Here is a 25,935-nt window from a genome sequence, read left to right as displayed (position 1 = left end):
GTCTTGCCGTGGTCAACGTGCCCAATCGTGCCAATGTTGACGTGCGGCTTATTACGCTCAAACTTTTCCTTTGCCATGATGGCCTCCTTTATCGGTAATGAAGGGAGCCCGCTAATCGAGCTCCCTCAAATCTTCGCTTATGCGTATTTCGCCTGGATCTCGTCCGAGATGTTCTGCGGAACCGGATCGTAGTGGTCGAACTGCATGGTGAACTGGGCGCGGCCCGACGACATCGAACGCAGAGTGTTGATGTAACCGAACATGTTGGCCAGCGGCACAAACGCGTCAATCGCGATGGCGTTGCCACGGTTTTCCTGCCCAGAAACCTGTCCCCGACGCGATGTCAGGTCACCAATGATACCGCCGGTATATTCTTCCGGAGTGATCACTTCGACCTTCATGATCGGCTCAAGCAGTTTCGCACCCGCTTTGCGCATGCCTTCACGCATACCCATACGCGCCGCGATCTCAAAGGCGAGAACCGAAGAGTCCACGTCGTGGTATTTACCTTCGATCAGGGCAACCTTGAAGTCGATCACAGGGAAGCCAGCCAGCGGGCCGCTATCCATGACGGATCTGATGCCTTTTTCAACGCCCGGGATGTATTCCTTGGGCACCGAACCACCAACAACACGAGATTCGAACGAATAACCTTCGCCCGGCTCTGTTGGGGTGATGATCATCTTCACCTCGGCGAACTGACCCGAACCACCCGACTGTTTCTTGTGGGTGTAAACGATCTCGGCTTCGTGACCGATGGTTTCGCGATAGGCCACCTGCGGCGCACCAATATTCGCTTCAACCTTGAATTCACGCTTGAGACGGTCAATCAGGATGTCCAGGTGAAGTTCGCCCATGCCCTTCATGATGGTCTGACCCGATTCCAGATCAGTTTCCACACGGAAGGACGGGTCTTCGGCGGCCAAACGGCCCAGACCCTGGCTCATTTTTTCCTGGTCAGCCTTGGTTTTCGGCTCAACCGCGATCTCGATCACCGGATCGGGGAAGGTCATGGTTTCCAGAACCACCGGATCGCCGGTCGAACACAGAGTGTCGCCCGTGGTGGTGTCTTTCAGACCTGCCAGCGCAATGATGTCGCCCGCGAACGCTTCGGTGATTTCCTCACGTTCGTTCGAGTGCATCATCATCATCCGGCCGATACGCTCTTTCTTACCCTTGGTCGAGTTCAGAAGCGTGTCGCCCTTGGACAGAGTGCCCGAGTAGATGCGGGTAAAGGTCAGCGAGCCAACAAAGGGGTCGTTCATGATTTTGAACGCCAGACCCGAGAACGCCATATCATCATCCGCACGGCGGGCGATGTTACGGGTTTCTTCTTCGTCACCGGGTTTGAAGCCCATGTAATCGACAACGTCCAGCGGGCTGGGCAGATAGTCGATCACAGCGTTCAGCAGCGGCTGAACACCTTTGTTTTTGAACGCCGAACCACCCAGAACCGGAACAAACGCGATTTCCAGAGTACCTTTGCGCAGCAGGGCGCGCAGGGTTGGAACGTCGGGCTCATTGCCTTCCAGGTATTCCATCATCGCGTCGTCGTCCATTTCGACGGCCGCTTCGACCATTTTACCGCGCCATTCGTCAGCCATGTCCTTCAGGCTGTCGCGGATCGGTGCTTTGACCCAGCTTGCGCCTAGGTCTTCGCCCTGCCACAGCCATTCTTCCATGGTGACCAGGTCGATCAGGCCTTCCAATTCGGTCTCTGCGCCGATCGGAATACCAACCGGAACAGCGCGTGCGCCGGTACGGTCTTCGATCATTGCAACGCAGTTGAAGAAGTCCGCGCCGATCTTGTCCATCTTGTTGACGAACACCATCCGCGGAACCTTATAGCGGTCAGCCTGACGCCACACGGTTTCGGTCTGAGGTTCAACACCGGCGTTTGCGTCCAGAACGCAGACGGCACCGTCGAGAACCGCCAGCGAGCGTTCAACTTCGATGGTGAAGTCAACGTGGCCGGGGGTGTCGATGATGTTCAGGCGGTGCTTGGGCGAGTCAGCGGTTTCACCGTCTTCGGTGCGTTCCCAGAAAGTGGTCGTCGCAGCCGAGGTGATGGTGATCCCGCGTTCCTGCTCCTGCTCCATCCAGTCCATGGTGGCTGCACCGTCGTGCACCTCACCGATGTTGTGGGATTTGCCGGTGTAGTACAGGATGCGTTCCGAGCAGGTCGTCTTACCCGCATCAATATGCGCCATGATACCGAAGTTACGGTAATGGTTGAGTGTATATTCGCGTGCCATTTCAATAAGCCTCTGGAATTACCAACGGTAGTGGCTGAAGGCTTTGTTCGCCTCGGCCATCTTGTGGGTGTCTTCACGCTTCTTAACGGCGGTACCGCGGGACTGTACGGCGTCCAGCAGTTCGCCGGCGAGGCGTTCTTCCATGGTGTTTTCGTTACGGCCACGCGCAGCAGTGATCAGCCAGCGGATGGCCAGTGCTTCGCGGCGCTCGGGGCGCACTTCGACCGGAACCTGATAAGTTGCACCACCAACCCGGCGCGAGCGAACCTCGACCGACGGTTTGATGTTGTCGAGTGCTTCGTGGAACACTTCGACAGGCGCGCGCTTGATCTTGCCTTCAACGCGGTCAAATGCGTTGTAGACGATGCGCTCTGCAACCGACTTTTTACCGTCGATCATCAGGTTGTTCATGAATTTTGTCAGTACCTTGTCGCCAAATTTGGCGTCAGGCAGGACTTCGCGTTTTTCGGCGGCGTGACGACGTGACATATCAGCCTCTCCTTCTTATTTGGGACGCTTCGCGCCGTACTTCGAACGACGTTGCTTACGGTCTTTGACGCCTTGGGTATCCAGAACACCGCGCAGGATGTGGTAACGGACACCGGGAAGGTCTTTTACACGACCGCCACGGATCAGAACAACCGAGTGTTCCTGCAGGTTGTGGCTTTCACCGGGGATGTACGAGATGACCTCGAACCCGTTTGTCAGGCGCACTTTGGCAACCTTACGCATCGCCGAGTTCGGCTTTTTCGGTGTGGTTGTGTAAACACGTGTGCAGACGCCGCGTTTCTGCGGGCACTGCTCCAGGTGCATGGACTTCGAGCGTTTTACTTTCGGCTGCCGCGGCTTGCGGATCAGCTGTTGGATCGTTGGCATTCCGGTTATATCCCCGTTTTGCAACACATGACATGCACGCGCGATGCGTGCGGTTAAATTCGCTGCGTTCGTGCGTCCACAAGCGCAAAACCCGCGAGCGTTCCCATTCCGAGGTGAACGTCGCGGTTTGTTATCAGAGGGCGCGAACGATAAAAGAGTTCGGGCCTTGACCAGTTCATTACTGAAATCGGTTTTGGGGCGGCCCCCGGTACCGAGATGTGGCGCGTAATAGGGGGAGTCGGACCCAGTGTCAACAGTACAGCTGATCCGTTCCACATCAGGCCGTTTCGCGCTGGAACCAAAGCTCATCCAGTCTTACCGCCCGTTGCAGGAACAGGTCCGTGCAGGCATAGTCAGCCCATTGGTCTGGACCACGGATGAATCATGCAAATACTTGGCCTGTGTCGTTTTTCCTATCCCGCCCATGGCGGCTTTCAGATCGAACACGAAACGATCGAGGACCGGCGCTCCTATCTGTATCAGCCTGACCGGCTGGAAGAGCGGTTCCGCCTGTTCGAAACCACCTCTCTGCCCTGCATAAAAGAACAAACCGACGAGGATTTTCAGTTTCTCATCGTGATCGGTACATGCCTGCCAAACCCGGCACGCGAACGTCTTTACGACTTAACAGCGGGCATGCCTCAGGTACAGATCATCGCACGCGAACCAAAGCGTCATCGCAGGGTCATGAAAGAAATCCTGAATTCAGCACGCACCAAACCGGACGCCCCCTGCATCCAGTTCCGCCACGATGATGACGATGCGGTTTCGGTCGATTTCGTTGAGCGCTTGCGCATCGCCGCAGATGAGGGTCAGGGCTTAATGCGGAACCACAGAACCGTTGCGATTGACTACAATCAGGGGTTCCTGGCCCGTTTCGATGCGGGCGGTATTCGGGCCGCACAGGTGTATCAACCTTTGTTGGGGGTGGGCTTTGCGATGTACTCCGCCGGGGGGAGTGACTTGACGATCATGAATTTCGCACATCACCGGATCGGAAATTTCATGCCCGTTATCAGCTATCCGGATGCACCTATGTGGGTCCGCACGCTTAACCAGTTCAACGATTCTCCGCATGCGCGAAACAGTAGGACCGAGCTGTCCCCCCTAACATCTGAACAGGAAGGCGAATTCATCGCACGGTTCGCCATCGATCAGGACGCCGTTCGCCGCATTCATTCGGCGGGCTGACGGGTTCGTTCGCGAAACAGCGTGAACATCCCGGCCCCAACCACCAGCGCCGCGCCCGCCATCGTAATCCTGTCGGGCCAGTCCCCAAATACGGCCCAGCCCAAACCCAACGCCCAGATCAGACTGGAATAACGAAACGGCGCGATAAAGCCGATCTCACCAGCGCGCATGACAATGACGCTGAACAAATATCCTGTCAGAACAAAGACCGCAGCAAACGCTACCATCGAACCGGCGGCTGCCGGAACCGGAACCCAGCCCGAGACAGAGGTGACAAGAACCGCCGTCAATGTAATCGTCGCGGTTGTTGCCAGCGTTACTGCAAGTGATGGCACATGCACCGACATGCGTCGCGTAATCAAATCCCGGGCAGTTACCGAAGCAACTGCGATCAAGGCATATATCGCGTAGAGGCTGAAACCGTCCGTGCCCGGGCGAACGATCAGCAACATACCGGCGAACCCGAAAACGATGGCAAGAATCCGACGCCAACCGATATACTCTTGAAAAAACAACGCGGCTCCAAGTGTTACGGTCAATGGCAAGGCCAGCAGAATGGCCGTCACGTTTGCCAACGGCATATGAAGCAGCGCGACCAAAAAGAAAATTGTTGCCAACAATTCGGCGAGACAACGTGCCGCGACCAACCACTTGTCATGACGCGGAAAGTTCAGATGCAGCGCCCCATAGTACCGTGCCAGAAGATACACCAGAATGGTCGCCAAAACCCCGCGGATGGCAACCATCTGAAACAGCGGTATCTGGGCTCCGGCGGCCTTGATCAAAGTGTCATTGATGGTGAAGGCAGCCATGCTGCCCATCATCAGCAAAGCACCCCTGAAATTCGGCGTCACTCTTTTTGAACTCCGCATTTGGCCACGAAGTGCATTTGGCGGCGTTCAAGAAAGAGATGTCAATATGGCTCCGCCCGCCAATGCTCTGCTAGCATGACATTTCCAATGGCGCTTCATGCAGCGCCCCACCCGAGCCTGAAATGAAAAGGCCCCGCGAAATCGCGGGGCCTGATCTTTGGAATGTAGGATCGCTTATTCGCGGCTTTCCGGTGTTTCCACCAGAACATCCAGCTCATCCCCGACCATATCGTCATCCATCATCGGCGCAGCCAGAGCAGCGGCGGCTTCGGCCTCTTCCCGGCGGGCTTCGATGACAACGTTGTCACGCGACTGCGCGACGCGCTGTACGCTTTGCGTTGCGCCACCGGTACCGGCAGGGATTAGACGACCGACGATGACGTTCTCTTTCAGGCCAACCAGCTTGTCTTTCTTGCCCTGAACCGAAGCCTCGGTCAGAACCCGTGTGGTTTCCTGGAACGACGCCGCCGAGATGAACGAACGCGTCTGCAGCGAGGCTTTGGTGATCCCCAAGAGGATCGGCTCGCCCTGAGCCGGACGTCCACCGCGGGCGAGGGTCTTCTCGTTGGCCGCGTCGAACTCCTGCTTGTCGACATGTTCGCCTTTCAGCAGGGTGGTGTCACCTGAATCCAGGATCTCCCACTTCTGCAGCATCTGGCGCACGATCACTTCGATGTGCTTGTCGTTGATCTTCACGCCCTGCAGACGATAAACATCCTGCACTTCGTCGATCATGTAATCCGCCAGCGCTTCGACACCCATGATGGACAGGATGTCATGCGGGGCCGGGTTACCGTCCATCAGGTATTCACCCTTCTGGATGAAGTCACCTTCTGCAACCGGGATGTGCTTACCCTTGGGCACCATATACTCGATGGTCTCCATGGACTCGTCAGCCGGTTCGATGCTGATGCGACGCTTGTTCTTGTAGTCGCGACCAAAGCGCACGTAACCATCGGCTTCTGCGATGATCGCGTGATCTTTCGGGCGACGGGCTTCGAACAGTTCGGCAACGCGCGGCAGACCACCGGTGATGTCCTTGGTCTTGGCACCTTCACGCGGGATACGCGCGACAACTTCACCAGCTTCGATCTGCTGACCGTCTTCGATCGACAGGATCGCGTCCACCGACATCGGATAGTGAACCGGGTTGCCCGCATCGTTACGGACCGGTTCGCCATCTTCGCCAACCAGAATGATCTCAGGCTTGAGGTCGCTGCCTTTGGGGGCCGCGCGCCAGTCGATCACGATCTTCTGGGTCATACCGGTTGCATCGTCGGTCACGTCGCGGACAGCAATGCCCGAAACCAGATCAACATATTTCGCGGTACCGGACTTTTCGGCGATGATCGGCAGGGTGTAAGGATCCCATTCGAACAGCTTGTCGCCACGGTTCACCTTGGTGCCATCCTTGACGAACAGCTTCGAGCCATAACCCAACTTGTGGTTGGCACGCTCTTCGCCATGTTCGTCTTTGATCACCATCTTCATGTTCCGGCCCATGACCAGGCTTTCGCCCGCGGAATTGACCAGGATCTGCGGGTTCTCAAACGAAACGACACCGTCGTGGCTGGCTTCCTGGAACGACTGCTGACCACCTTGCGCAACACCACCGATGTGGAAGGTCCGCATTGTCAGCTGCGTACCGGGTTCACCGATGGACTGGGCGGCGATGATGCCGACAGCCTCACCCGTGTTGACCATAGTACCGCGTGCAAGGTCACGACCGTAGCAGGTTGCACAGACGCCTTCCTCGGACTCACAGGTCAGAGGCGAACGGATCCGCATCGACGCAACAGCGGCCTCATCAATGATATCAGCCATGCGTTCGTCGATCAGCTGACCCGCAGCGACCAGAACCTCATCGGTGCCGGGACGCAGAACGTCATCGGCAGAGACACGGCCCAGCACACGTTCGGCTAGCGAAGCAACAACTTCACCGTCGTTTACCGCGGCTTCCGCAGTGATCGCGCGCTCGGTTCCACAATCGAGCTCACGCACGATGCAGTCCTGTGCCACGTCCACCAGACGACGGGTCAGGTAACCCGAGTTCGCCGTTTTCAGAGCGGTATCCGACAGACCCTTACGGGCGCCGTGGGTCGAGTTGAAGTATTCAAGAACGGTCAGACCTTCCTTGAAGTTCGAGATGATCGGCGTCTCGATGATGTCACCGTTTGGTTTGGCCATCAGGCCACGCATACCGCCCAGCTGTTTCATCTGAGTGACCGAGCCACGCGCACCCGAGTGGGCCATCATGTAGACCGAGTTTGGTTCTTTTTCAGACCCATCCTCTGCCCGATCCGAAGATGAGATCGTGCTCATCATCGCCTCGGTTACGCGGTCGTTACACTTCGACCAGGCATCAACAACTTTGTTGTACTTTTCACCCTGAGTGATCAGGCCGTCCATGTACTGCTGTTCAAAATCCTTCACCTGACCACGGGTTTCATCCACGATGCCCCATTTGTCATCCGGGATCACCATGTCGTCCTTACCGAACGAGATACCGGCGCGGAACGCTTCTTTGAAGCCCATCGACATGATCTGGTCACAGAAGATAACCGACTCTTTCTGACCGCAGTAGCGGTAGACGGTGTCGATCACCTGCTGCACTTCTTTCTTGCGCAGCAGACGGTTAACCAGTTCGAACGGTGCCTTGTTGTTCATCGGCAGCAGAGCACCCAGGCGCACTCGGCCCGGAGTGGTTTCAAACCGCTGTTGAACTTCATTGCCTTCACTGTCGATCTGAGTAATCCGCGCAGTGATCTTGGTGTGCAGATGCACTTCACCGGCGTCCAGCGCGTGCTGAACTTCGTCGATCGAGCCAAAGACCTTGCCTTCGCCCGGCATACCTTCGCGTTCCAGGGTCACATAGTACAGACCCAGGATCATATCCTGCGACGGAACGATGATCGGCGCGCCGTTTGCTGGCGACAGAACGTTGTTCGTCGACATCATCAGAACGCGGGCTTCCAGCTGGGCCTCAAGGCTCAGCGGGACGTGAACGGCCATCTGGTCACCGTCGAAGTCGGCGTTAAAGGCCGAACAGACCAGCGGGTGCAGCTGGATGGCTTTACCTTCGATCAAGACCGGCTCAAACGCCTGGATGCCAAGTCGGTGCAGTGTTGGCGCACGGTTCAGCATGACAGGGTGCTCGCGGATCACCTCGTCGAGGATATCCCATACTTCGGGACGCTCTTTCTCGACCAGCTTCTTCGCCTGTTTCACGGTCGAAGACAGACCCTTGGCTTCAAGGCGCGAGTAGATGAACGGCTTGAACAATTCCAGCGCCATCTTCTTGGGCAGACCACATTGGTGCAGCTTGAGTTCCGGACCGGTCACAATGACCGAACGACCCGAGAAGTCGACGCGCTTACCCAAAAGGTTCTGACGGAAGCGACCCTGCTTACCTTTCAGCATGTCCGACAGCGATTTCAGCGGACGCTTGTTGGCGCCGGTGATCACGCGGCCACGACGGCCATTGTCGAACAGAGCGTCAACAGATTCCTGCAGCATCCGCTTTTCGTTGCGGACGATGATGTCAGGTGCGCGCAGTTCGATCAGACGCTTCAGGCGGTTGTTCCGGTTGATGACCCGGCGATACAGATCGTTCAGATCCGAAGTCGCAAAACGACCACCATCCAGTGGAACCAGCGGACGCAGTTCCGGCGGAATCACCGGGATCACGGTCATCACCATCCACTCAGGCCGGTTGCCCGACTCAAGGAAGGATTCAACAACCTTCAGACGCTTGATGATCTTCTTGGGCTTCAGTTCACCGGTTGCTTCGGCCAGATCAGCACGCAGCTGTTCGGCTTCGGCTTCCAGATCGATCTGGGCCAGCATCTCACGGATAGCTTCGGCACCGATGTTCGCGGTGAACGCGTCCATGCCATAGGCATCCTGCGCGTCCATGAACTCTTCTTCGGTCAGCATCTGACCATAGGAGAGGTCGGTCAGACCGGGCTCGATGACGACATAGTTTTCAAAGTACAGAACGCGTTCCAGATCGCGCAGCGTCATGTCCAGCATCAGACCGATGCGGGACGGCAGCGATTTCAGGAACCAAATGTGTGCGACGGGCGCGGCCAGCTCGATATGACCCATACGCTCGCGGCGGACTTTCTGCAGGGTGACTTCCACACCGCATTTCTCGCAGACAACGCCGCGATATTTCATCCGCTTATATTTACCGCACAGACATTCGTAATCTTTGATCGGGCCAAAGATACGCGCGCAGAACAGACCGTCACGTTCGGGTTTGAACGTCCGGTAGTTGATGGTTTCGGGTTTCTTGATCTCGCCATAAGACCAAGAGAGGATCCGTTCCGGGCTGGCCAATGAGACCTTGATCTCGTCAAAGACCTTAGGCGGCGTCAGCGGGTTGAACGGGTTATTGGTAATTTCCTGGTTCATTTTGCGTCCTTACAAATTGGGATGGGATGAGTTTGGGGCGTTGCCGCCCCTACTCTTCCTCCGCATCCAGGAGTTCCATATTCAGGCCGAGGCCACGGACTTCTTTCACCAGAACGTTAAACGATTCCGGTACGCCCGCTTCAAAGTTATCCTCGCCCTTGACGATCGACTCATAGACCTTGGTCCGACCGGCGACGTCATCCGATTTAACGGTGAGCATCTCCTGCAGGGTGTAGGCGGCGCCGTAAGCTTCCAGAGCCCAGACTTCCATCTCACCAAAGCGCTGACCACCGAACTGCGCCTTACCACCCAGCGGCTGCTGGGTAACCAGGCTGTACGGCCCGGTCGAACGCGCGTGGATTTTGTCATCCACAAGGTGGTGCAGTTTCAGCAGGTACTTGATGCCCACGGTCACCGGACGTGCAAACTGCTCACCCGTACGACCGTCGAACAGAACCGACTGACCGCTTTGCGAGAAGCCCGCGCGCACCAGAGCGTCATTGACGTCTGCCTCTTTGGCGCCATCAAAGACCGGAGTCGCGATCGGAACACCACGGGTCACGTTGCCCGCAGCCTCGATCAGGTGACCCTCGTCCATGCCAGTGATGCCTTCTTCATAGACATCGTCGCCATAGGCCAGCTTCATTGCTTCGCGAACCGGGGTCAGGTCGCCAGAGCGGCGATATTCACCCAGCGCGTCGTCGATGTTCAGACCCAGACCGCGCGCGGCCCAACCCATGTGGGTTTCAAGGATCTGACCAACGTTCATACGCGAAGGAACACCCAGCGGGTTCAGACAGAAGTCAACCGGCGTACCATCGGCCAGGAACGGCATGTCTTCCATCGGAACAACCTTGGAAATCACACCTTTGTTCCCGTGACGACCGGCCATCTTATCGCCCGGCTGCAGCTTGCGCTTCACGGCGATGAAGACTTTGACCATCTTCATCACACCCGGCGGCAGGTCGTCGCCACGACGAACCTTCTCGACCTTGTCCTCGAAACGGGCGTCCAGAGCACGCTTTTGCACTTCGTACTGCTCATTCAGAGCCTCAACGATCTGTGCGTCCTGCTCATCTTCCAGCGCCAGCTGCCACCACTGACCACGGGTCAGGGTTTCCAACAGGTCCTCGGTGATCACCGACCCTGGCTTGACGCCTTTCGGGCCTTTGACCGCGGTTTTACCCATGATCAGACCTTGCAGACGCGCATAGATGTTGCGGTCCAGGATCGCCAACTCGTCGTCCCGGTCACGGGCCAGACGTTCGACTTCTTCCCGCTCGATCTGCAGCGCACGCTCGTCTTTCTCGACGCCGTGACGGTTGAAGACGCGGACCTCAACGACCGTACCGTAATCGCCCGGCTTCACGCGCAGCGAAGTGTCGCGCACGTCAGATGCTTTTTCGCCAAAGATGGCGCGCAGCAGCTTTTCTTCCGGGGTCATCGGGCTTTCGCCCTTCGGAGTGATCTTGCCGACCAGAATATCGCCCGGTTCAACATCCGCGCCGATGTAAACGATGCCCGCCTCGTCGAGGTTACGCAGCGCTTCTTCACCGACATTCGGAATATCGCGGGTGATCTCTTCCGGACCCAGCTTGGTGTCGCGGGCGGCGACTTCAAATTCCTCGATATGGACCGAGGTAAAGACGTCGTCACGCGCAATACGTTCCGAGATCAGGATCGAGTCTTCGTAGTTGTAACCGTTCCACGGCATGAACGCGACGACCACGTTCTTACCCAGGGCCAGTTCACCCATATCGGTCGACGGACCATCAGCTATGACTTCGCCCTTCTGGACGGTGTCACCCACTTTGATCAGCGGACGCTGGTTGATGCAGGTGTTCTGGTTCGAACGCTGGAATTTGCGCAGACGATAGATGTCAACGCCAGCGTCGCCCAGTTCCAGATCCTCAGTCGCGCGGATAACGATACGCTGGGCATCGACCTGGTCGATGATACCGGCGCGTTTCGCCTGAATTGCAGCGCCTGAGTCAATCGCAACCTTTTCCTCGATTCCGGTACCAATCAGCGGTGCCTCGGCCCGAAGCAGCGGAACCGCCTGACGTTGCATGTTCGAGCCCATCAGAGCGCGGTTGGCGTCGTCATTTTCAAGGAACGGGATCAGCGATGCAGCAACCGATACCAGCTGTTTTGGGCTGACGTCGATCAGGTCCACATTCTCGCGCGGGGCCAGAGTGTAGTCACCTGACTGACGAGTCGAAACCAGATCGTTGATGAACTTGCCATCCGAATCCAGTGTCGCGTTCGCCTGCGCCACAGTGTGACGCATTTCCTCGGTCGCGGACATGTAGTGAACCTCATCGGTCACCTCAGCGTCTTTGACGACGCGGTACGGTGTTTCGATGAAGCCATACTTGTTCACACGGGCAAAGGTGGCCAGCGAGTTGATCAGACCGATGTTCGGGCCTTCCGGCGTTTCAATCGGGCACATCCGGCCATAGTGTGTCGGATGAACGTCGCGCACCTCAAAGCCCGCACGTTCACGCGTCAGACCACCGGGGCCAAGCGCCGAGAGGCGGCGTTTGTGGGTGACTTCCGACAGCGGGTTGGTCTGGTCCATGAACTGCGACAGCTGCGACGAGCCGAAGAATTCGCGGACAGCAGCAGCAGCCGGTTTCGCATTGATCAGGTCCTGCGGCATGACGGTGTCGATCTCGACCGACGACATACGCTCTTTGATCGCGCGCTCCATGCGCAGCAGGCCAACGCGGTACTGGTTTTCCATCAGTTCGCCGACCGAACGCACACGACGGTTGCCGAGGTGGTCGATATCGTCGATGTCCCCTTTGCCGTCACGCAGTTCAACCAGAGCCTTGATGCAGGCCACGATGTCTTCGCGGCGCAGGGTGCGCAGCGTATCGGGCGCATCCAGAGCCAGACGCATGTTCATCTTTACACGGCCAACGGCGGACAGGTCATAGCGCTCGCTGTCAAAGAACAGCGTTTCGAACAGCGCCGAGGCCGCTTCGACGGTGGGCGGCTCACCCGGGCGCATGACGCGATAGATGTCCATCAGCGCTGTGTCGCGGCCCATGTTCTTGTCTGCCGCCATGGTGTTACGCATGTAGGGGCCGACATTGATGTTGTCGATATCCAGAACCGGAATATCAGTGACGCCCGCGTCGATCAGCTCTTTCGCGGTGCCTCCGATCAGCTCGCCGTCTTTGTCGTATTCCAGCGTCAGCTCATCACCAGCTTCGACATAGATCGCGCCGGTTTCTTCGTTGATGATGTCCTTGGCGACAAACTTCCCGACGATGTGATCGAACGGAACCAACAGCTCGGTGACGTTGCCTTCATCGATCAGCTTCTTGACCGCGCGCGGGGTGACTTTCTTGCCCGCTTCGGCAATCACTTCACCGGATTTGGCGTCGATCAGGTCATAGGTCGGACGCGTACCGCGTGCACGCTCGGGGAAGAACGGTGCAATCCAGCCCTTCTTCTTGTCCAGCTTGTACGACACCGTGTTGTAATAGGCGTCCATGATCGCTTCTTGATCCAGACCCAGCGCATACAGCAGGGTTGTCACAGGCAGTTTGCGGCGACGGTCGATACGGGCGAACACGATGTCCTTGGCGTCGAACTCAAAGTCCAGCCAGCTGCCGCGATACGGGATGATGCGGCAGGCAAACAACAGCTTGCCCGAGGAATGGGTCTTGCCCTTGTCGTGGTCAAAGAACACACCGGGCGAACGGTGCATTTGGGACACGATCACACGCTCGGTACCGTTCACAATGAACGTCCCGTTTGGTGTCATCAGGGGCATATCCCCCATGAACACGTCCTGTTCCTTGATGTCTTTGACCGACTTGGCGCCAGTGTCCTCGTCGACATCAAACACGATCAGACGCAGAGTGACTTTCAGCGGCGCGCTGTAGGTCATGTCGCGCTGCATGCACTCTTCGACGTCGTATTTGGGTTTTTCCAAATCGTATTTCACGAACTCCAGAACGGAGGTTTCGTTGAAATCCTTGATCGGGAAAACCGACTGGAACACGCCTTTGATGCCTTCGCCGTCTGTCGGCACATCTGCATCGCCGGAGCGCAGGAATAGATCATAAGAAGATTTTTGCACCTCAATGAGGTTCGGCATCTCCAGCACTTCGCGGATTTTGCCGTAATATTTCCGAAGACGTTTCTGGCCAAGGAACGATTGAGCCATGTCAGATGTCACCTTTCGATGTTCTCAGCGGACAAAGACACCGTCGGGCCCCGGTGCCTTGCACATTAGAGACAACACGTCCGGATCAATTCGTGGCCACCGTCCCGAATGGCAGCCTCCCGATCCATGAACCGCGTCTTAGAAAACACCCCAATCCATGAGGTCCTTTCTAAGACAGGTTCGGCTGGACCCGGATTTCTCCGGGACCAGCCAAATTTCCGGTGCATCTGCGATGCACCAAAAGACTGACTTAGGCCAGTTCGACCTCGGCGCCAGCTGCTTCCAGCTTGCCTTTGATGTCTTCGGCTTCGTCTTTCGACACAGCTTCTTTGATCTTGCCGCCAGCTTCGACCAGCTCTTTGGCTTCTTTCAGGCCCAGACCGGTGATGCCGCGAACTTCTTTGATCACGTTGATTTTCGAAGCGCCGGCGTTCTTCAGAACGACGTCGAATTCGGTTTTTTCTTCCTCAGCTGCGCCACCGGCGTCGCCACCGGCTGCCATGACAACTGCGCCGCCTGCTGCGGGCTCGATGCCATATTCGTCTTTGAGGATGGTTTTCAGTTCTTGTGCTTCCAGCAGGGTCAGACCCACGATGCTTTCTGCGAGTGCTTTCAGATCAGCCATTTTATCAGCTCTTTCCGTTTACAGTGTGTGTTCCAACGTCAGGGTGACTACCCTACGCAGATCATTCAGTGCCAACCGCTTACGCAGCTTCCGCCTTCTCTTCGATGGTGGAAAGGATGCTTGCGATGTTGCTTGCAGGTGCGCCAATTGCGCCAGCGATGTTCGAAGCAGGTGCGCCCAGCATGCCCGCGATAGTAGCAATAAGCTCCTCGCGCGAAGGCATTTTGGACACGGCTTCAACGCCGGCACGATCCAGAGCGTTCTCACCCATTGCACCGCCAAGAATTTCGAACTTTTGGTTCTCTTTGGCGTAGTCCTGGGCCACTTTGGCTGCTGCCACAGGGTCCTCAGAATAGGTCAGAACGGTCATCCCCGTCAGAAGGTCGGCAATGCTTTCACATGGCTTTCCGTCGAGGGCGATTTTGGCGAGCCTGTTCTTGGCAACACGCACGGCACCACCCGCGTCACGAGCACGTGCGCGAAGGTCCTGCATCTCGGCAACTGTCAGACCGGCGTAGTGTGCAACCACTACGACGCCAGAGCTTTCGAAGATTTGGCCGAGCTCGTCGACCACTTTCTCTTTCTGGGCTCTATCCACAGTTTTCTCCAAGTTAGGGGTGATATCTCACCCCGGCTCATATTTGCCGCAGCTTACGCTCCGGCGTTCAGGTCCGTTGTTACGGGATTAGCCAAAATTCGCCCGAGGATCGAAGCCCTCAGAATTCTTTGGTCTTACCCGTCTCAGGCAGGGAATTAAGGGGCCAGATGACACCACCCACCGTCTTGGACGAAACAAAATAAAGCGCACGACGAATCGCACGCTTTACTTCGCAGCTCTCTTTATGGCAGTTACGCCGGGTTTCCAAGGGGTAAATTAGGCCGAAACCGGAAATGATCGAGCAGCGCAGCCGGCATCGGAACAGTGTCCTAGATTGACATGTTCCATGCGCTGAGGTCCAGTCTGGCTAAGCCCCTTTCTTCTTAGGTATCCATCCCTGAATGCTGACCCTCACCACAGACGAATACGAATGCGCGCGCGGCTTTGTTCAGGAGTTCCTGGATCAAACGCCCGAGGATGGCCCGGCGGGTTTCGAATGCGTCTATCGTTCTCATGATTTTGCGGGCTCGCGTATAGTGCTCAGGGTCCGGGGTGCGCGCCGGGACTATGCCCTAAAGGTCGATACGGAATCGCCCGGAACGGGACGTTTGCGCGATGAGTTTGACATGCTCGGAAAGCTGACCGCCCATTTTGCACGATACGAATCTGCGGGGGTTGTCGACCCGGTTTACATATCACCGGGTGATGCGTTTTTTGTGACGCAGTTTATTGACCGCCCCACCGCTGCGGATCTTATCCATAACAGCCCGGATGACGACCAGATCGGCCGCATCTATCGCCGCGCCGGATCGTGGCTGAACGACCTGCACAGGTTTCAACCCATCAAGACCTATGATTTCCGCCCTAGCTGGATGATCGACAGGCTTCAGGCTTTGCTACGTCTTGCCCCGGACACAGCACAGCTCCGGGGGCGGAATATGATCCAGCATCTGACCGACGAGGCATTACAGCTAAAAGGCACCCCTGAACTGCTGGTCCTTGCACACGGAGATTGTCACAGTCAAAATCTGATCGTCGGGCAAGGCGAAATGATCGGCCTGGATTTTACCGAAACGCGGGAAAAGCTAGCTTTGTATGATATTGTCGACTTTCTAAAGTCCGATATCTTTCGCGATGGCACTGATGATCAGGTTGATCAAAGCGGCATCCTGAAAACAAACAAAGACATGTTCTTTCGCAAATATCGCCATCCAATTCAGATGGACGTTCTGGATATGTGCATGCGCGCACGTCTGGTGATGGATTGGCTGGACTTATGGCGATTGGACAGATCCTGCAGCGAATACGAGAGCTTTCGCAGAGACCGCCTGAACCTGCGCCTGCAAGCCGTGTATGAGTGAGGGCTGAAAAAGAAAGACCCGAACAGCCTTCACCGTTCGGGTCTAATCATTTTAGCTGTAAGCTAGGGGCTTACTCGCCCGCAGCAGCAGCCACATCCAGAGTCACGCCTGGGCCCATGGTCGAGCTCAGCGCGATTTTCTTCATGTAAGTGCCTTTGGCGCCTGTTGGCTTGGCTTTGGCAACAGCGGTCACAAATGCACGAACGTTTTCTGCCAGCTTGGCTTCGTCGAAGGACGCTTTGCCAACGCCAGCGTGCACAACGCCGCCTTTTTCAGCTTTGAACTGAACTTCGCCGCCTTTAGCTGCTTCTACGGCCGCTTTCACGTCCATAGTCACAGTGCCAACCTTGGGGTTCGGCATCAGGTTGCGGGGGCCCAGAACTTTACCAAGACGACCAACGATGGGCATCATGTCCGGGGTTGCTATGCAACGATCGAATTCAATGGTGCCGCCCTGAATGGTTTCCATCAGGTCTTCTGCACCAATGATATCCGCCCCTGCTTCTTTCGCTTCGTCAGCCTTGGGGCCACGAGCGAATACAGCAACGCGCATCGTCTTGCCGGTGCCATTCGGCAGGCCAACAACGCCACGAACCATCTGGTCCGCGTGACGAGTGTCAACGCCAAGGTTCAGAGCGATTTCGATGGTCTCATCGAATTTCGAAGTTGCGTTGGCCTTGACCAGGGCAACTGCTTCTTCGACCGACAGGTTTTCCTTGCCAGCGACAGCTTCGCGCGCAGCGCGGGTACGTTTACCGAGTTTTGCCATCTTACTTCACCTCGATGCCCATAGAGCGGGCCGAGCCCAGGATGATCTGCATTGCGCCTTCGACGTCGTTGGCGTTCAGATCTTTCATTTTGGCTTCGGCGATTTCGCGAACCTGCTTCGAGGTCACGGATGCCACGGTCTCACGACCTGGGTTTTCCGCACCACGGGGGCGATTACGCTTGCCAACCGGCTTCAGGCCAGCTGCTTTCTTCAGGTAATAAGACGCTGGTGGCGTCTTGATGTCCATGGTGAAGGACTTGTCCTGATAATAGGTGATCACGGTCGGGCAAGGCGCGCCTTGCTCCATGTCTGCGGTCTTGGCGTTGAACGCCTTGCAGAATTCCATGATGTTGATGCCGCGCTGACCCAGCGCCGGACCAACTGGCGGCGAGGGGTTCGCCTGACCTGCAGGAACCTGCAGTTTCATTGTACCAGCAAGCTTCTTGGCCATTTGGTTTTCCTTTCAACGTAGGTGAAACGCGTTCCACCCGGTTTATGTTGCGTGGTCCGATCCGGGATCGCGATCCCGGTAATCTCCCACGAGAGAATCTCGCCCAAAGACGATAGAGGCGGCATGTACAGGGGAACGGAAGTATTGGCAAGGGTTTGAATCACGGCCTGAAGCAGCCACATCGAACCCAAACCGACCCTCGCTCCAAAGCTAAGCAACAGCAAAACAGCATCTGTCATCGCCCAATGAGATTGCACCCGCCACATGCACAACCTTGCGGGCTATCAGAGCAACTTAGCAGCCGCCATAGTTCTTGTTTCCACTCGCCGTGATTGTGTAGGTTCCGCCTCTTGGACCCGTGTAGCATCGTGAGGTCACGCGCCTAACGCTGGCAACCGGTCGGCGGTACGAAGATACTTTCCTGATCTGAGCACCCCACTCACACGCGAGACCATCGCCATCAAGATCCAAATTATGTGGATCAGATACAGGTCCACCAGAGGCTAAGAAGAACCTTTGCGCTGCTGCGCCATTCGGAAAGTCATCACAATCATAGTCAACCCCTGCTGCCTCGGATGAAAACGGTCGCTCGTAGGATTTGGTCCCAGCTGTAGACAGGCTGTACTGACCATAATTGCTATTACCACATTGGTTTACTTTTCGAGCAGCCAGCTCTGCTTCGATCATCAGTTTCCCCCGCAATGTCGTACTTGGGAGCCGATACGCGGAACACAGCTCTGCGGACGATGCGCGCGCTACTTTCGAGGACAACACTTCGGGTGACAAAACATCAGCGGTACACGCAGCCAAAATCAAGAAAACAAAATAGATGAACGCACGCATGAAAAACGCCTTGTGGTCACTTTTCGGAAAAAACATTCGGTCAAATCAATAGGGCAGTTATGTACCAACCCAGATCATCAATGTAAACGTTCAGCCAGCCAAGATGCCGCACTGGCTAGGGCAATGCGGCCCCTCAAAATCCACCGAATAAATTTTGCCTGCTGCTTCTGGTCATCCACGCCCTCGACCATCCCGTCGAAATCCACGAATGGACCAGAGTAGGCCGTTACCTTCTCGCCGATTTCGAATGAGATCATCAGCTTGGGCGCTTCGCCACCTCGCCGAGTGATGTAGAAAACCTGATGCACCTCTGCCTTGCTTGCCAGTTGTCGCGCAAAGGCTAATCAGGACTGTGTGATTGCCAATATCCCAAGCGCGATCAGGCTGGCCCAGCCGATGCGGTGGAGAAAGCGCGGCTCTTTCAGGACGAGCGCGGCAAGGACTACGGATACCGGAATCGAGGCCTGCCGGACCGCGCTGACAGGTGCGGCCTCGGCGCCTAACTGGAAAGCTTTCAGGATAAAAAGATAAGATAGATAGGACGCAACCCCCGCGAATACGATCCGCCACGGGGCGAGTGTCCAGCCTCGTACCACGCCTAGAAATGGGGTCGACATATGGCGATCTTCCCAGGCCCGAATGCCGGCAAGGGTCGATGTCACCAGGATATAGCAGTAGAACAGGAAAGGCGCGGGCGTTGTTTTTTGCATAGCGTTTGCGTCGCTCAGCGAATAGGCGGCCGAGCCCAGCATCGCCATGACAGCCAGCGCAAAAGCCTTGTGATCATGCAGCAATCCGCCCGGCGATTTCTGGATCATCAGGCTGCCCATCAGGACCAGCGAAATCCCCACAAGGATGAGCCACGAATACTGTTGATCCAGCGCAAGCCAGCTAAAGGCAACGATGGCAATCGGCGAGGACCGGATGATCGGATAATACACCGAAAGGTTGCCCCGGCGCAGGGCCGAAAGCGTGCCATAGTAATAAAAACTCAACCCTAGGGAAGAAACCAGCACCAGAGGCCAGACCTCGCGGCTGACGGTCAGGGGTTGGCCGACCAGTCGAGCGTGAAGCGCCGCAAGAATGACCCAGGTCAGCGCTACACCGACATAACAGGACACCGGATGCGCCGTGTCTTTCAACAACAGATCCCGCAGCGGATGTGTCGCCGCCGAAATCAGAACCAGAACAATCAGGCCAAGTTCCATATCTCAGGTCTGATGAAGCGGATTGCGCTGCAGAAAGGTGTTATAGTGCACAGTCATCTGGTCGTCCGCAATCTGCACAACTCCATAGGCTGGCGGTTCATCACAGAATTCCCCGTCAACACTGTCGGCAGTCAGAGGGATTTGGTGATTGAGGCTGGGCAGGCTGGTGAACGGGATGCCACGCCAGTTCACATAGGTCATGCGATGGACATGCCCATAGAAGACGTGGCGAATGTTACGCCCGTGACCGAGTGTTTCAAAAAACACTTCGGCTTCGACCAGGCGGATGTCGTCCACATAGGGAATGCCGATGTCAAAAGGCGGGTGGTGCATGAACAAATAGCAGGGCTTATCCCCCGCCGAGATCAGCTGTTCTTTCAGCCAATTCAAGCGCAAGGTGCACAGCTGGCCTTCATGCATATCCGCACCGTCTTTTGTCGTATCCAGAAAGATAAACTTTCCCGCGTCGATCTCGATGCTGTGCTGAACAAAGCCATTTGAATCCACAGGGTCATCCGTAAAGACCGTTCTGAAAACCTTACGATCATCATGGTTGCCGATCATCAGGTGGCAAGGAAGCTGGAAACCGTCCAGATGTGACTTGAGCACCTGATAGGCTTCAGCCCTTCCAAACTCGGCCAGGTCGCCGGATATCACGCAAAACGCTGCATCCGAATGCCATTTGGCGATATCCCCAAGGCAACGGGAAAATTGGGTCGAAGGAACGCCGCCATTCAGGTGCCCGTCTTGGTCAACAAGGTGGATATCTGTGATATGTATGAATTTCATCTACCTGCCCACTTGCCTTACATGGTTGTCCAAATATGCCAGGCGGCCGGGTCCCATCCCGATTGGTTACGACAAAGATTATCCCGATTTCGACAGATCAGTTCCGCCCTGATTTGCCCGGGTCTGATAACGGGCTGAAGACTCCAAAACAAGAAACGCCGCAGTGCCCAGGGCAACGCGGCGTTGTCAAATTTCGCTAATTGGAAATTAGCTTTGCTTGGTGACCTGAGTGAAGTCCAGCTCGACCGGGGTTTCCCGACCAAAGATCGAGACCGAGACCTTCAGCTTCTGGTTATCGTCATCCACACCTTCGACCATGCCGTCGAAATCTTCGAACGGACCGTCATTCACCTTGACCTTCTCGCCAATTTCGAACGAGATCATCAGCTTGGGCGCTTCTTCGCCCTCCTGGACACGGTTGAGGATCTGGTTCACCTCGGCATCGCGCATCGGCATCGGGCGGCCTTGCGGACCCAGAAAACCAGTGACCCGGTTGATCGAGTTGACCAGGTGATACCCTTGATCCGACATTTCCATATGTACCAGCACGTAACCCGGCATAAAGCGACGTTCGGTTGTGACTTTCTTGCCCCGGCGCACTTCGATCACCTCTTCGGTGGGCACCAGAACTTCGTCAATGTCATCCTCAAGGCCCTGCTCGGCCACCGACGTGCGGATCTGCTCTGCGATCTTCTTTTCGAAATTCGAAAGAACGCTGACCGAGTACCACCGTTTCGCCATGAACCTGTCGTCCTTGTTTGCCTTCGGCTGCATTCCATGTACCGGAAAAGCCGTTATTGAAAATCTGTCGCGTCACCCGGAATAAAAAGCGGCGCACAGCCCGAATCGCCGCACGCCCATTCCGAATAGTACCGCGTCACCTACTCTGACATCGCAAGCTGTGCAAGGGGGCAGCGACGTTTCCGACCTGCCCGGCCCGGTTTAACCGAACATGCCCAGAATCAGCTGCAGGCCACCACGAATACCAAGATCGACCAGCGCAAAGAACACAGCCGTCAGTGCTGCCATGATGAACACCATGACCGTGGTCAGCAACACCTCGCGGCGGGTTGGCCAGACGACCTTTGAAACCTCGGCACGGACCTGCTGAATAAACTGGATCGGATTCATAGTTGCCATTTGGCTTTGTTCTCTCTGCTAGCGGATGAGCCGGACATAACCGGGCATTGAGGCAATTTCAAGGGGGCCGTCAGGGCTTGGGCTTATCGTCCCATTCGTCGCTTAGAATGCGGCGCGCATCGCCTTCGGGGTCGTCATACTGGTTCGACCGAACGGTATAGATGAACGCAAACAGGCCAACCCCTCCCAAAAGCAGGGAAATCGGTATGAGATAGGCCAGAACTTCCATTCAGATCACCTTAGCCGCAGCGCGTTCAGAGAAACGGTAATGGACGAGGTCGACATTGCCAATGCCGCGATCAGCGGCGTGGCTAGGCCCGCAACCGCCAGTGGCACTGCAATGATATTATAGATGGTTGCAATACGGAAGTTCTCGCGAATCCGTTTCGTTGCCTTAACCGCGGTATCGCAGGCACCCGCAATCGGCGACAGGTCGTTACCCAACAGCACGATATCGGATGCCACTCGCGCAGCATCTAGCGCCGAGGCCGGTGAAATCGACACATGCGCCGCGGCCAGCGCCGCCGTGTCGTTCAGCCCGTCACCAACCATCAGGACGTGGCAGCCTTGATCCCGCAGGCTTTGCACATGGGTTGCCTTGTCCTGCGGCAGGGCCTGCGCAATCCATGTCTCAATCCCCAGCTTACCGGCCAGCGTCTCAACCGCGCCTTGCGTATCGCCCGAGATCAAAATGACCTTTTTCCCCTCATCGCGAAACGCCTGAACCGCCTCAGCCGCACCAGCACGCAATGTGTCCGAGAACAAGAACACTGAAGGCGCCCGCCCTGCTAACGACAGCCAGGCCGCAGTTTGTTCAGCCTCTTGCCCACCGGTCCATTCGGCGCGTCCCAGACGCACGGGATGGTCCTGAAAGATGCCTTCGGTGCCGTACCCGGGAACTTCAGAGATCCCCTCGACGTTTGCGGGCGTGACCCCCGCTTGACGGGCAGCCTGCGCCAGCGCAACAGAGAGCGGGTGCGACGAGGCCTCGGCCAGTGCCAGTGCGATTTCCAGATCGCCGGGCGCATGATCCGCAAGATTGGTCAGCTCCGGCGTTCCCGAGGTCAGTGTTCCCGTCTTGTCGAACACAACCGTATCCACCTCGGCCAGGCGTTCCAGCGCTGTGGCGTGTTTGATCAGCATCCCCTTGCGGAACAACCGACCCGAGGCCGCCGTCGTCACCGCCGGTACGGCCAGACCCAGCGCACAGGGGCAGGTGATGATCAGCACCGCTGCTGCGATATTCAGCGCGGTGCGGATATCGCCTGAATAAATATACCAGCCCAGAAAGCTCAGCGCCGACAGGATATGCACGCCCGGTGCATAAAGCTTGGCTGCCTTATCCGCCAGCGAAGTATAACGCGACCGCCCAGATTCCGCGATGGCCACAAGATCGGCCATGCGGTGCAGCGAGGTATCCTCACCCACGGCTGTCGCCCGTACGGTCAATGGACCCGTTAGATTTACCTCACCAGCACTGACCGTCAGACCGGTTTCCGCAAATACCGGCAAGGTTTCACCCGTCAGCAGCGATCGGTCGAGCTCGGATTGCCCGGAAACGATTTCGCCATCCACCGGCATCCTGCCTCCGGGACGTACCAGGATCAGATCACCCACGCTTAGCGTTGCGACGGGCACCTCAACTTCTTGACCATCGGCCAGCCTGATCGCGCGCGGAACCTCCAACGCGGTCAACTCCTCGGCTGCGGATCGGGCGGCGGCGCGGGTACGGTAATCCAGATAGCGACCGGCCAGCAGAAAGAACGTCAGGGTCAGGGCGGCGTCAAAATAGGCGTGCTCACCACTCAGCGCGGTTTCCCACAGCGATGTGGCCAATGCCAACAGGATTGCCAACACGATCGGCACATCCATATTCAGGCGACCGACGCGCAAGGCGCTCCAGGCATTAGCAAAGAAGGGCTGCGCCGAAAACGCGATCGCAGGCAAAGCAATCGCTGCCGAAATCCAGTGGAACATGTCGCGCGTTGCATCGGTTGCCCCTGACCAGACAGAGACAGACAGCAACATTACATTCATCGAGGCAAAACCAGCCACCGCCAACCGCATCAACAGGTCGCGACCAGCCTTGCCGGACTGCGTGGCAGACAGGGATCCAGGGTCCAGCTCGTGCGCCTCAAAGCCTACGCGTTCAAGCACCGGGATCAGATCGGCGGCCCGCAGATCGGGCGCGGCTTTGACCATCGCACGTTTCAAGGTCAGGTTCACGCGCGCGTCCTCGACCCCGGGCTGGGCATTCAATTCACGCTCGACCGTGGCAATACAGGCCGAGCAGTGAATTCCCGGCAATGACAGCGCGATCTGCACATCCTGCGGGATCGGCCTTGCGGGCTCTGCCGGGGCGGCGATACAGCCGGGGCAAGCTGCGGTGCCAGAGGACATCTGCGCAGACATCCCCTAGCCTTTCACATAAAGCGGCACGCGCTGTGCAAACTCGGCCCCGCTGTGATCTTTGGCAACCAGCCGAATGTTCCAGTTGCCCGGACCCAGCGATGCCGGAGTCGCATATGCAGTCCCGTCGAATGTGAAATCCGGAGCAAAATCATCTTTGACATGGGTCGCGCGGCCCACAACGGCCTGCAGGTCAGCCACCTTGACCGGTGCGCCCGTCTGATCGGTTATATGCAGGATCAGCAAGCCGCCCGAAATCTCGGCGCGGATAAACCAGCCCAGCGCCTGATGTTCCTTCAGGCGTTCGTTGAATTCCTGGCTGGCGACATAGGAATTCTTGACCTCGAGCCCCGGAAAGGTCTTCACCGCGCTATAGGCCAGAACCAGGTTCACCGTAATGATCACGCCAAAGGATGCAACGAACACAGCCAGCGCATGTTTGCCGGTGAATTTACGTTCAGCCATGTTCAGTTCCCTCGTCCGTTAAACGTGGTGTCCTTATAGGCGCGCTCACCGCTCTGCAGGTCTTCGACCCAGATGCGGACCGGCGTCGTATCCAAAGTTGCTGGCCCGGTGTCGCCCGATGCGACGATGTAAACACGGGTCAACTGTGCCGTATCCGCCGTCACATTGACAGTCTCACCTTCAACCCCCTCGATCTGTATCTTCAGGGCCGGATCACCGGACAGGGTCAGTTGGAATGGGCGGTCCTCGCCATGTTTGTTCCGCAGTCGTACATCATAAGTGTTACGAATAGTGCCGTCAGAAAGGGTTACAAATGTCGGGTTTCGCACCGGCGCTACGGTCAGATCAATGTCAGACCGGATGAACAGGGCGAACAAAAGCGCGAAGCCAACCGCAGACCACATACCCGTATACATGATGGTCCGAGGCCGCAGGATGTGTTTCCAGACATTCTTGGGCGGATGACCGGCGCGTTCACTCGATTCGTCGCTCAACGCCATGTAGTCGATCAGGCCACGCGGCTTGCCAATTTTGGCCATCATGTCATCGCAGGCGTCGATGCACAGCGCACAAGTGATACATTCAAGCTGCTGACCGTCGCGGATGTCGATACCGACAGGGCAGACATTCACACAGGCCATGCAATCAATGCAGTCCCCAAGATCGGAATCCGCGGTCCGCTTGCCTTTGCCGCGCGGTTCACCGCGCCATTCGCGATACCCAACCACCAGAGTATCCTCGTCCATCATCGCGGCCTGAATGCGCGGCCAGGGACAGGCGTAAATACAGATCTGCTCGCGTGCGAACCCACCGAACAAAAAGGTCGTCCCCGTCAGGATCAATATGGTTGTATAGGCGACCGGATGTGCATTTCCGGTCACTAGATCACGGACAAGCGTTGGCGCATCCGCGAAATAGAACACCCAGGCACCACCCGTTGCCAGACCAATAAACAGCCAGGCGACCCATTTGGTGACGCGCAGCCTTGCTTTGTGGAAATCCATCTTTTTCTGACGATGCAGGCGCAGACGGGCGTTTCGATCACCTTCGATCCAGCGCTCGACCAAGATATACAAATCAGTCCAGACGGTCTGCGGGCAGGCATAGCCGCACCACACGCGCCCCAGCGCCGATGTAAACAGAAACAGGCCCAGACCGGCCATGATCAGCAACCCGGCCACGAAATAGAACTCGTGCGGCCAGATCTCGATCCAGAAAAAGTAAAAGCGCCGGTTGGCCAGATCCAGCAGCACCGCCTGGTCCGGAAGGCTGGGACCGCGATCCCATCTGATCCAGGGTGTGACATAGTAGATCCCCAGCGTGACCGCCATGATGAACCATTTCAGGTTGCGAAACGGGCCGGACACGCGGCGGGGAAAGATCGGTTCGCGCGCTGCGTATAGGCTGGGGGCGGGGTCGGAATCGCTCACGGGCTGGCTCCAGATGTAGCTGTTCTACGGCGTCTTCTTCCAGATCATACGGGC

At 56.9% G+C, this 25,935-nt stretch carries 21 protein-coding genes; 2 read left to right on the top strand and 19 right to left on the bottom strand.

Going from position 1 to position 25,935, the window contains the following annotated elements; translation table 11 throughout:
• Window positions 1-137: 137 nt before the first annotated feature.
• From fusA to rpsL, 3 genes are read right to left on the bottom strand one after another with little or no spacing between them, the layout of a single operon-like run.
• Window positions 138-2,255, bottom strand: coding sequence for an elongation factor G (gene fusA, locus AC2FLE_RS13880; RefSeq protein WP_496692464.1), 2,118 nt, complete (start codon window positions 2,253-2,255; stop codon window positions 138-140).
• An 18-nt stretch (window positions 2,256-2,273) separates the two neighbouring features.
• Window positions 2,274-2,744 carry a 30S ribosomal protein S7 gene (gene rpsG, locus AC2FLE_RS13875; RefSeq protein ID WP_008756926.1) on the bottom strand — a complete coding sequence of 157 codons (471 nt, stop codon included), beginning with the start codon at window positions 2,742-2,744 and terminating at the stop codon, window positions 2,274-2,276.
• A 15-nt stretch (window positions 2,745-2,759) separates the two neighbouring features.
• Window positions 2,760-3,131, bottom strand: coding sequence for a 30S ribosomal protein S12 (rpsL, locus tag AC2FLE_RS13870; protein ID WP_005621086.1), 372 nt, complete (start codon window positions 3,129-3,131; stop codon window positions 2,760-2,762).
• A gap of 384 nt (window positions 3,132-3,515) precedes the next feature.
• On the opposite strand from rpsL, the gene AC2FLE_RS13865 reads away from it, so the two are divergent.
• Window positions 3,516-4,322: a putative rhamnosyl transferase gene (locus AC2FLE_RS13865; RefSeq protein WP_496697697.1), complete on the top strand. Its 807-nt coding sequence runs from the start codon at window positions 3,516-3,518 to the stop codon at window positions 4,320-4,322.
• Here the strand turns inward: AC2FLE_RS13865 and AC2FLE_RS13860 are convergent.
• From AC2FLE_RS13860 to rplJ, 5 genes are all read right to left on the bottom strand, one after another.
• Window positions 4,307-5,176, bottom strand: coding sequence for a DMT family transporter (locus tag AC2FLE_RS13860; protein ID WP_496697695.1), 870 nt, complete (start codon window positions 5,174-5,176; stop codon window positions 4,307-4,309). The genes AC2FLE_RS13865 and AC2FLE_RS13860 overlap by 16 nt on opposite strands.
• Before the next feature lie 192 nt (window positions 5,177-5,368).
• Window positions 5,369-9,610 (bottom strand): DNA-directed RNA polymerase subunit beta', encoded by a 4,242-nt coding sequence (gene rpoC, locus AC2FLE_RS13855; protein WP_142636908.1) that lies wholly within the window; start codon window positions 9,608-9,610, stop codon window positions 5,369-5,371.
• Between the two features lie 49 nt (window positions 9,611-9,659).
• The gene (gene rpoB, locus AC2FLE_RS13850; RefSeq protein WP_142636910.1) at window positions 9,660-13,793 is read right to left on the bottom strand and encodes a DNA-directed RNA polymerase subunit beta; all 4,134 of its coding nucleotides are present in this window, start codon (window positions 13,791-13,793) and stop codon (window positions 9,660-9,662) included.
• A 250-nt stretch (window positions 13,794-14,043) separates the two neighbouring features.
• Window positions 14,044-14,418, bottom strand: coding sequence for a 50S ribosomal protein L7/L12 (rplL, locus tag AC2FLE_RS13845; protein WP_142636911.1), 375 nt, complete (start codon window positions 14,416-14,418; stop codon window positions 14,044-14,046).
• A 79-nt stretch (window positions 14,419-14,497) separates the two neighbouring features.
• Window positions 14,498-15,016: a 50S ribosomal protein L10 gene (rplJ, locus tag AC2FLE_RS13840; RefSeq protein WP_142636913.1), complete on the bottom strand. Its 519-nt coding sequence runs from the start codon at window positions 15,014-15,016 to the stop codon at window positions 14,498-14,500.
• Between the two features lie 401 nt (window positions 15,017-15,417).
• Between rplJ and AC2FLE_RS13835 the strand changes: the two genes are divergently transcribed.
• Window positions 15,418-16,377 (top strand): phosphotransferase, encoded by a 960-nt coding sequence (locus AC2FLE_RS13835; protein WP_496697693.1) that lies wholly within the window; start codon window positions 15,418-15,420, stop codon window positions 16,375-16,377.
• 70 nt (window positions 16,378-16,447) lie between these two features.
• On the opposite strand, the gene rplA is transcribed toward AC2FLE_RS13835, so the two are convergent.
• The 11 genes from rplA to ccoG all read right to left on the bottom strand — a co-directional run bounded on the left by rplA (window position 16,448) and on the right by ccoG (window position 25,881).
• Window positions 16,448-17,146, bottom strand: a complete 699-nt coding sequence (gene rplA, locus AC2FLE_RS13830) for a 50S ribosomal protein L1 (RefSeq protein WP_142636917.1) — start codon at window positions 17,144-17,146, stop codon at window positions 16,448-16,450.
• 1 nt (window position 17,147) lies between these two features.
• Window positions 17,148-17,597, bottom strand: a complete 450-nt coding sequence (gene rplK / locus AC2FLE_RS13825) for a 50S ribosomal protein L11 (RefSeq protein WP_085823307.1) — start codon at window positions 17,595-17,597, stop codon at window positions 17,148-17,150.
• 920 nt (window positions 17,598-18,517) lie between these two features.
• Window positions 18,518-18,748, bottom strand: coding sequence for a hypothetical protein (locus AC2FLE_RS13820; protein WP_496697691.1), 231 nt, complete (start codon window positions 18,746-18,748; stop codon window positions 18,518-18,520).
• A gap of 36 nt (window positions 18,749-18,784) precedes the next feature.
• A complete protein-coding gene (locus AC2FLE_RS13815) occupies window positions 18,785-19,648 on the bottom strand; it encodes an EamA family transporter (RefSeq protein WP_496697689.1) in 864 nt (287 codons plus the stop codon).
• A 3-nt stretch (window positions 19,649-19,651) separates the two neighbouring features.
• Window positions 19,652-20,437, bottom strand: coding sequence for a phosphodiesterase (locus tag AC2FLE_RS13810; RefSeq protein ID WP_496697688.1), 786 nt, complete (start codon window positions 20,435-20,437; stop codon window positions 19,652-19,654).
• Between the two features lie 207 nt (window positions 20,438-20,644).
• Window positions 20,645-21,178, bottom strand: a complete 534-nt coding sequence (gene nusG / locus AC2FLE_RS13805) for a transcription termination/antitermination protein NusG (protein ID WP_142637254.1) — start codon at window positions 21,176-21,178, stop codon at window positions 20,645-20,647.
• Between the two features lie 201 nt (window positions 21,179-21,379).
• Entirely contained in the window at window positions 21,380-21,577 is a 198-nt protein-coding gene (secE, locus tag AC2FLE_RS13800) for a preprotein translocase subunit SecE (protein WP_142636925.1), read from the bottom strand.
• 70 nt (window positions 21,578-21,647) lie between these two features.
• The gene (gene ccoS, locus AC2FLE_RS13795; RefSeq protein WP_142636927.1) at window positions 21,648-21,806 is read right to left on the bottom strand and encodes a cbb3-type cytochrome oxidase assembly protein CcoS; all 159 of its coding nucleotides are present in this window, start codon (window positions 21,804-21,806) and stop codon (window positions 21,648-21,650) included.
• A gap of 5 nt (window positions 21,807-21,811) precedes the next feature.
• Window positions 21,812-23,989 (bottom strand): heavy metal translocating P-type ATPase, encoded by a 2,178-nt coding sequence (locus AC2FLE_RS13790; RefSeq protein ID WP_496697686.1) that lies wholly within the window; start codon window positions 23,987-23,989, stop codon window positions 21,812-21,814.
• Window positions 23,990-23,992: 3 nt separating this feature from the next.
• On the bottom strand, window positions 23,993-24,451 hold the full coding sequence (locus AC2FLE_RS13785; protein WP_496697684.1) for a FixH family protein: 459 nt from the start codon (window positions 24,449-24,451) through the stop codon (window positions 23,993-23,995).
• A 2-nt stretch (window positions 24,452-24,453) separates the two neighbouring features.
• Window positions 24,454-25,881, bottom strand: coding sequence for a cytochrome c oxidase accessory protein CcoG (ccoG, locus tag AC2FLE_RS13780; RefSeq protein WP_281973105.1), 1,428 nt, complete (start codon window positions 25,879-25,881; stop codon window positions 24,454-24,456).
• Window positions 25,882-25,935: the final 54 nt, after the last annotated feature.

Source organism: Ruegeria sp. CDSA077, from assembly GCF_059612265.1.
This window is presented reverse-complemented; position numbering and strand designations above follow the sequence as displayed.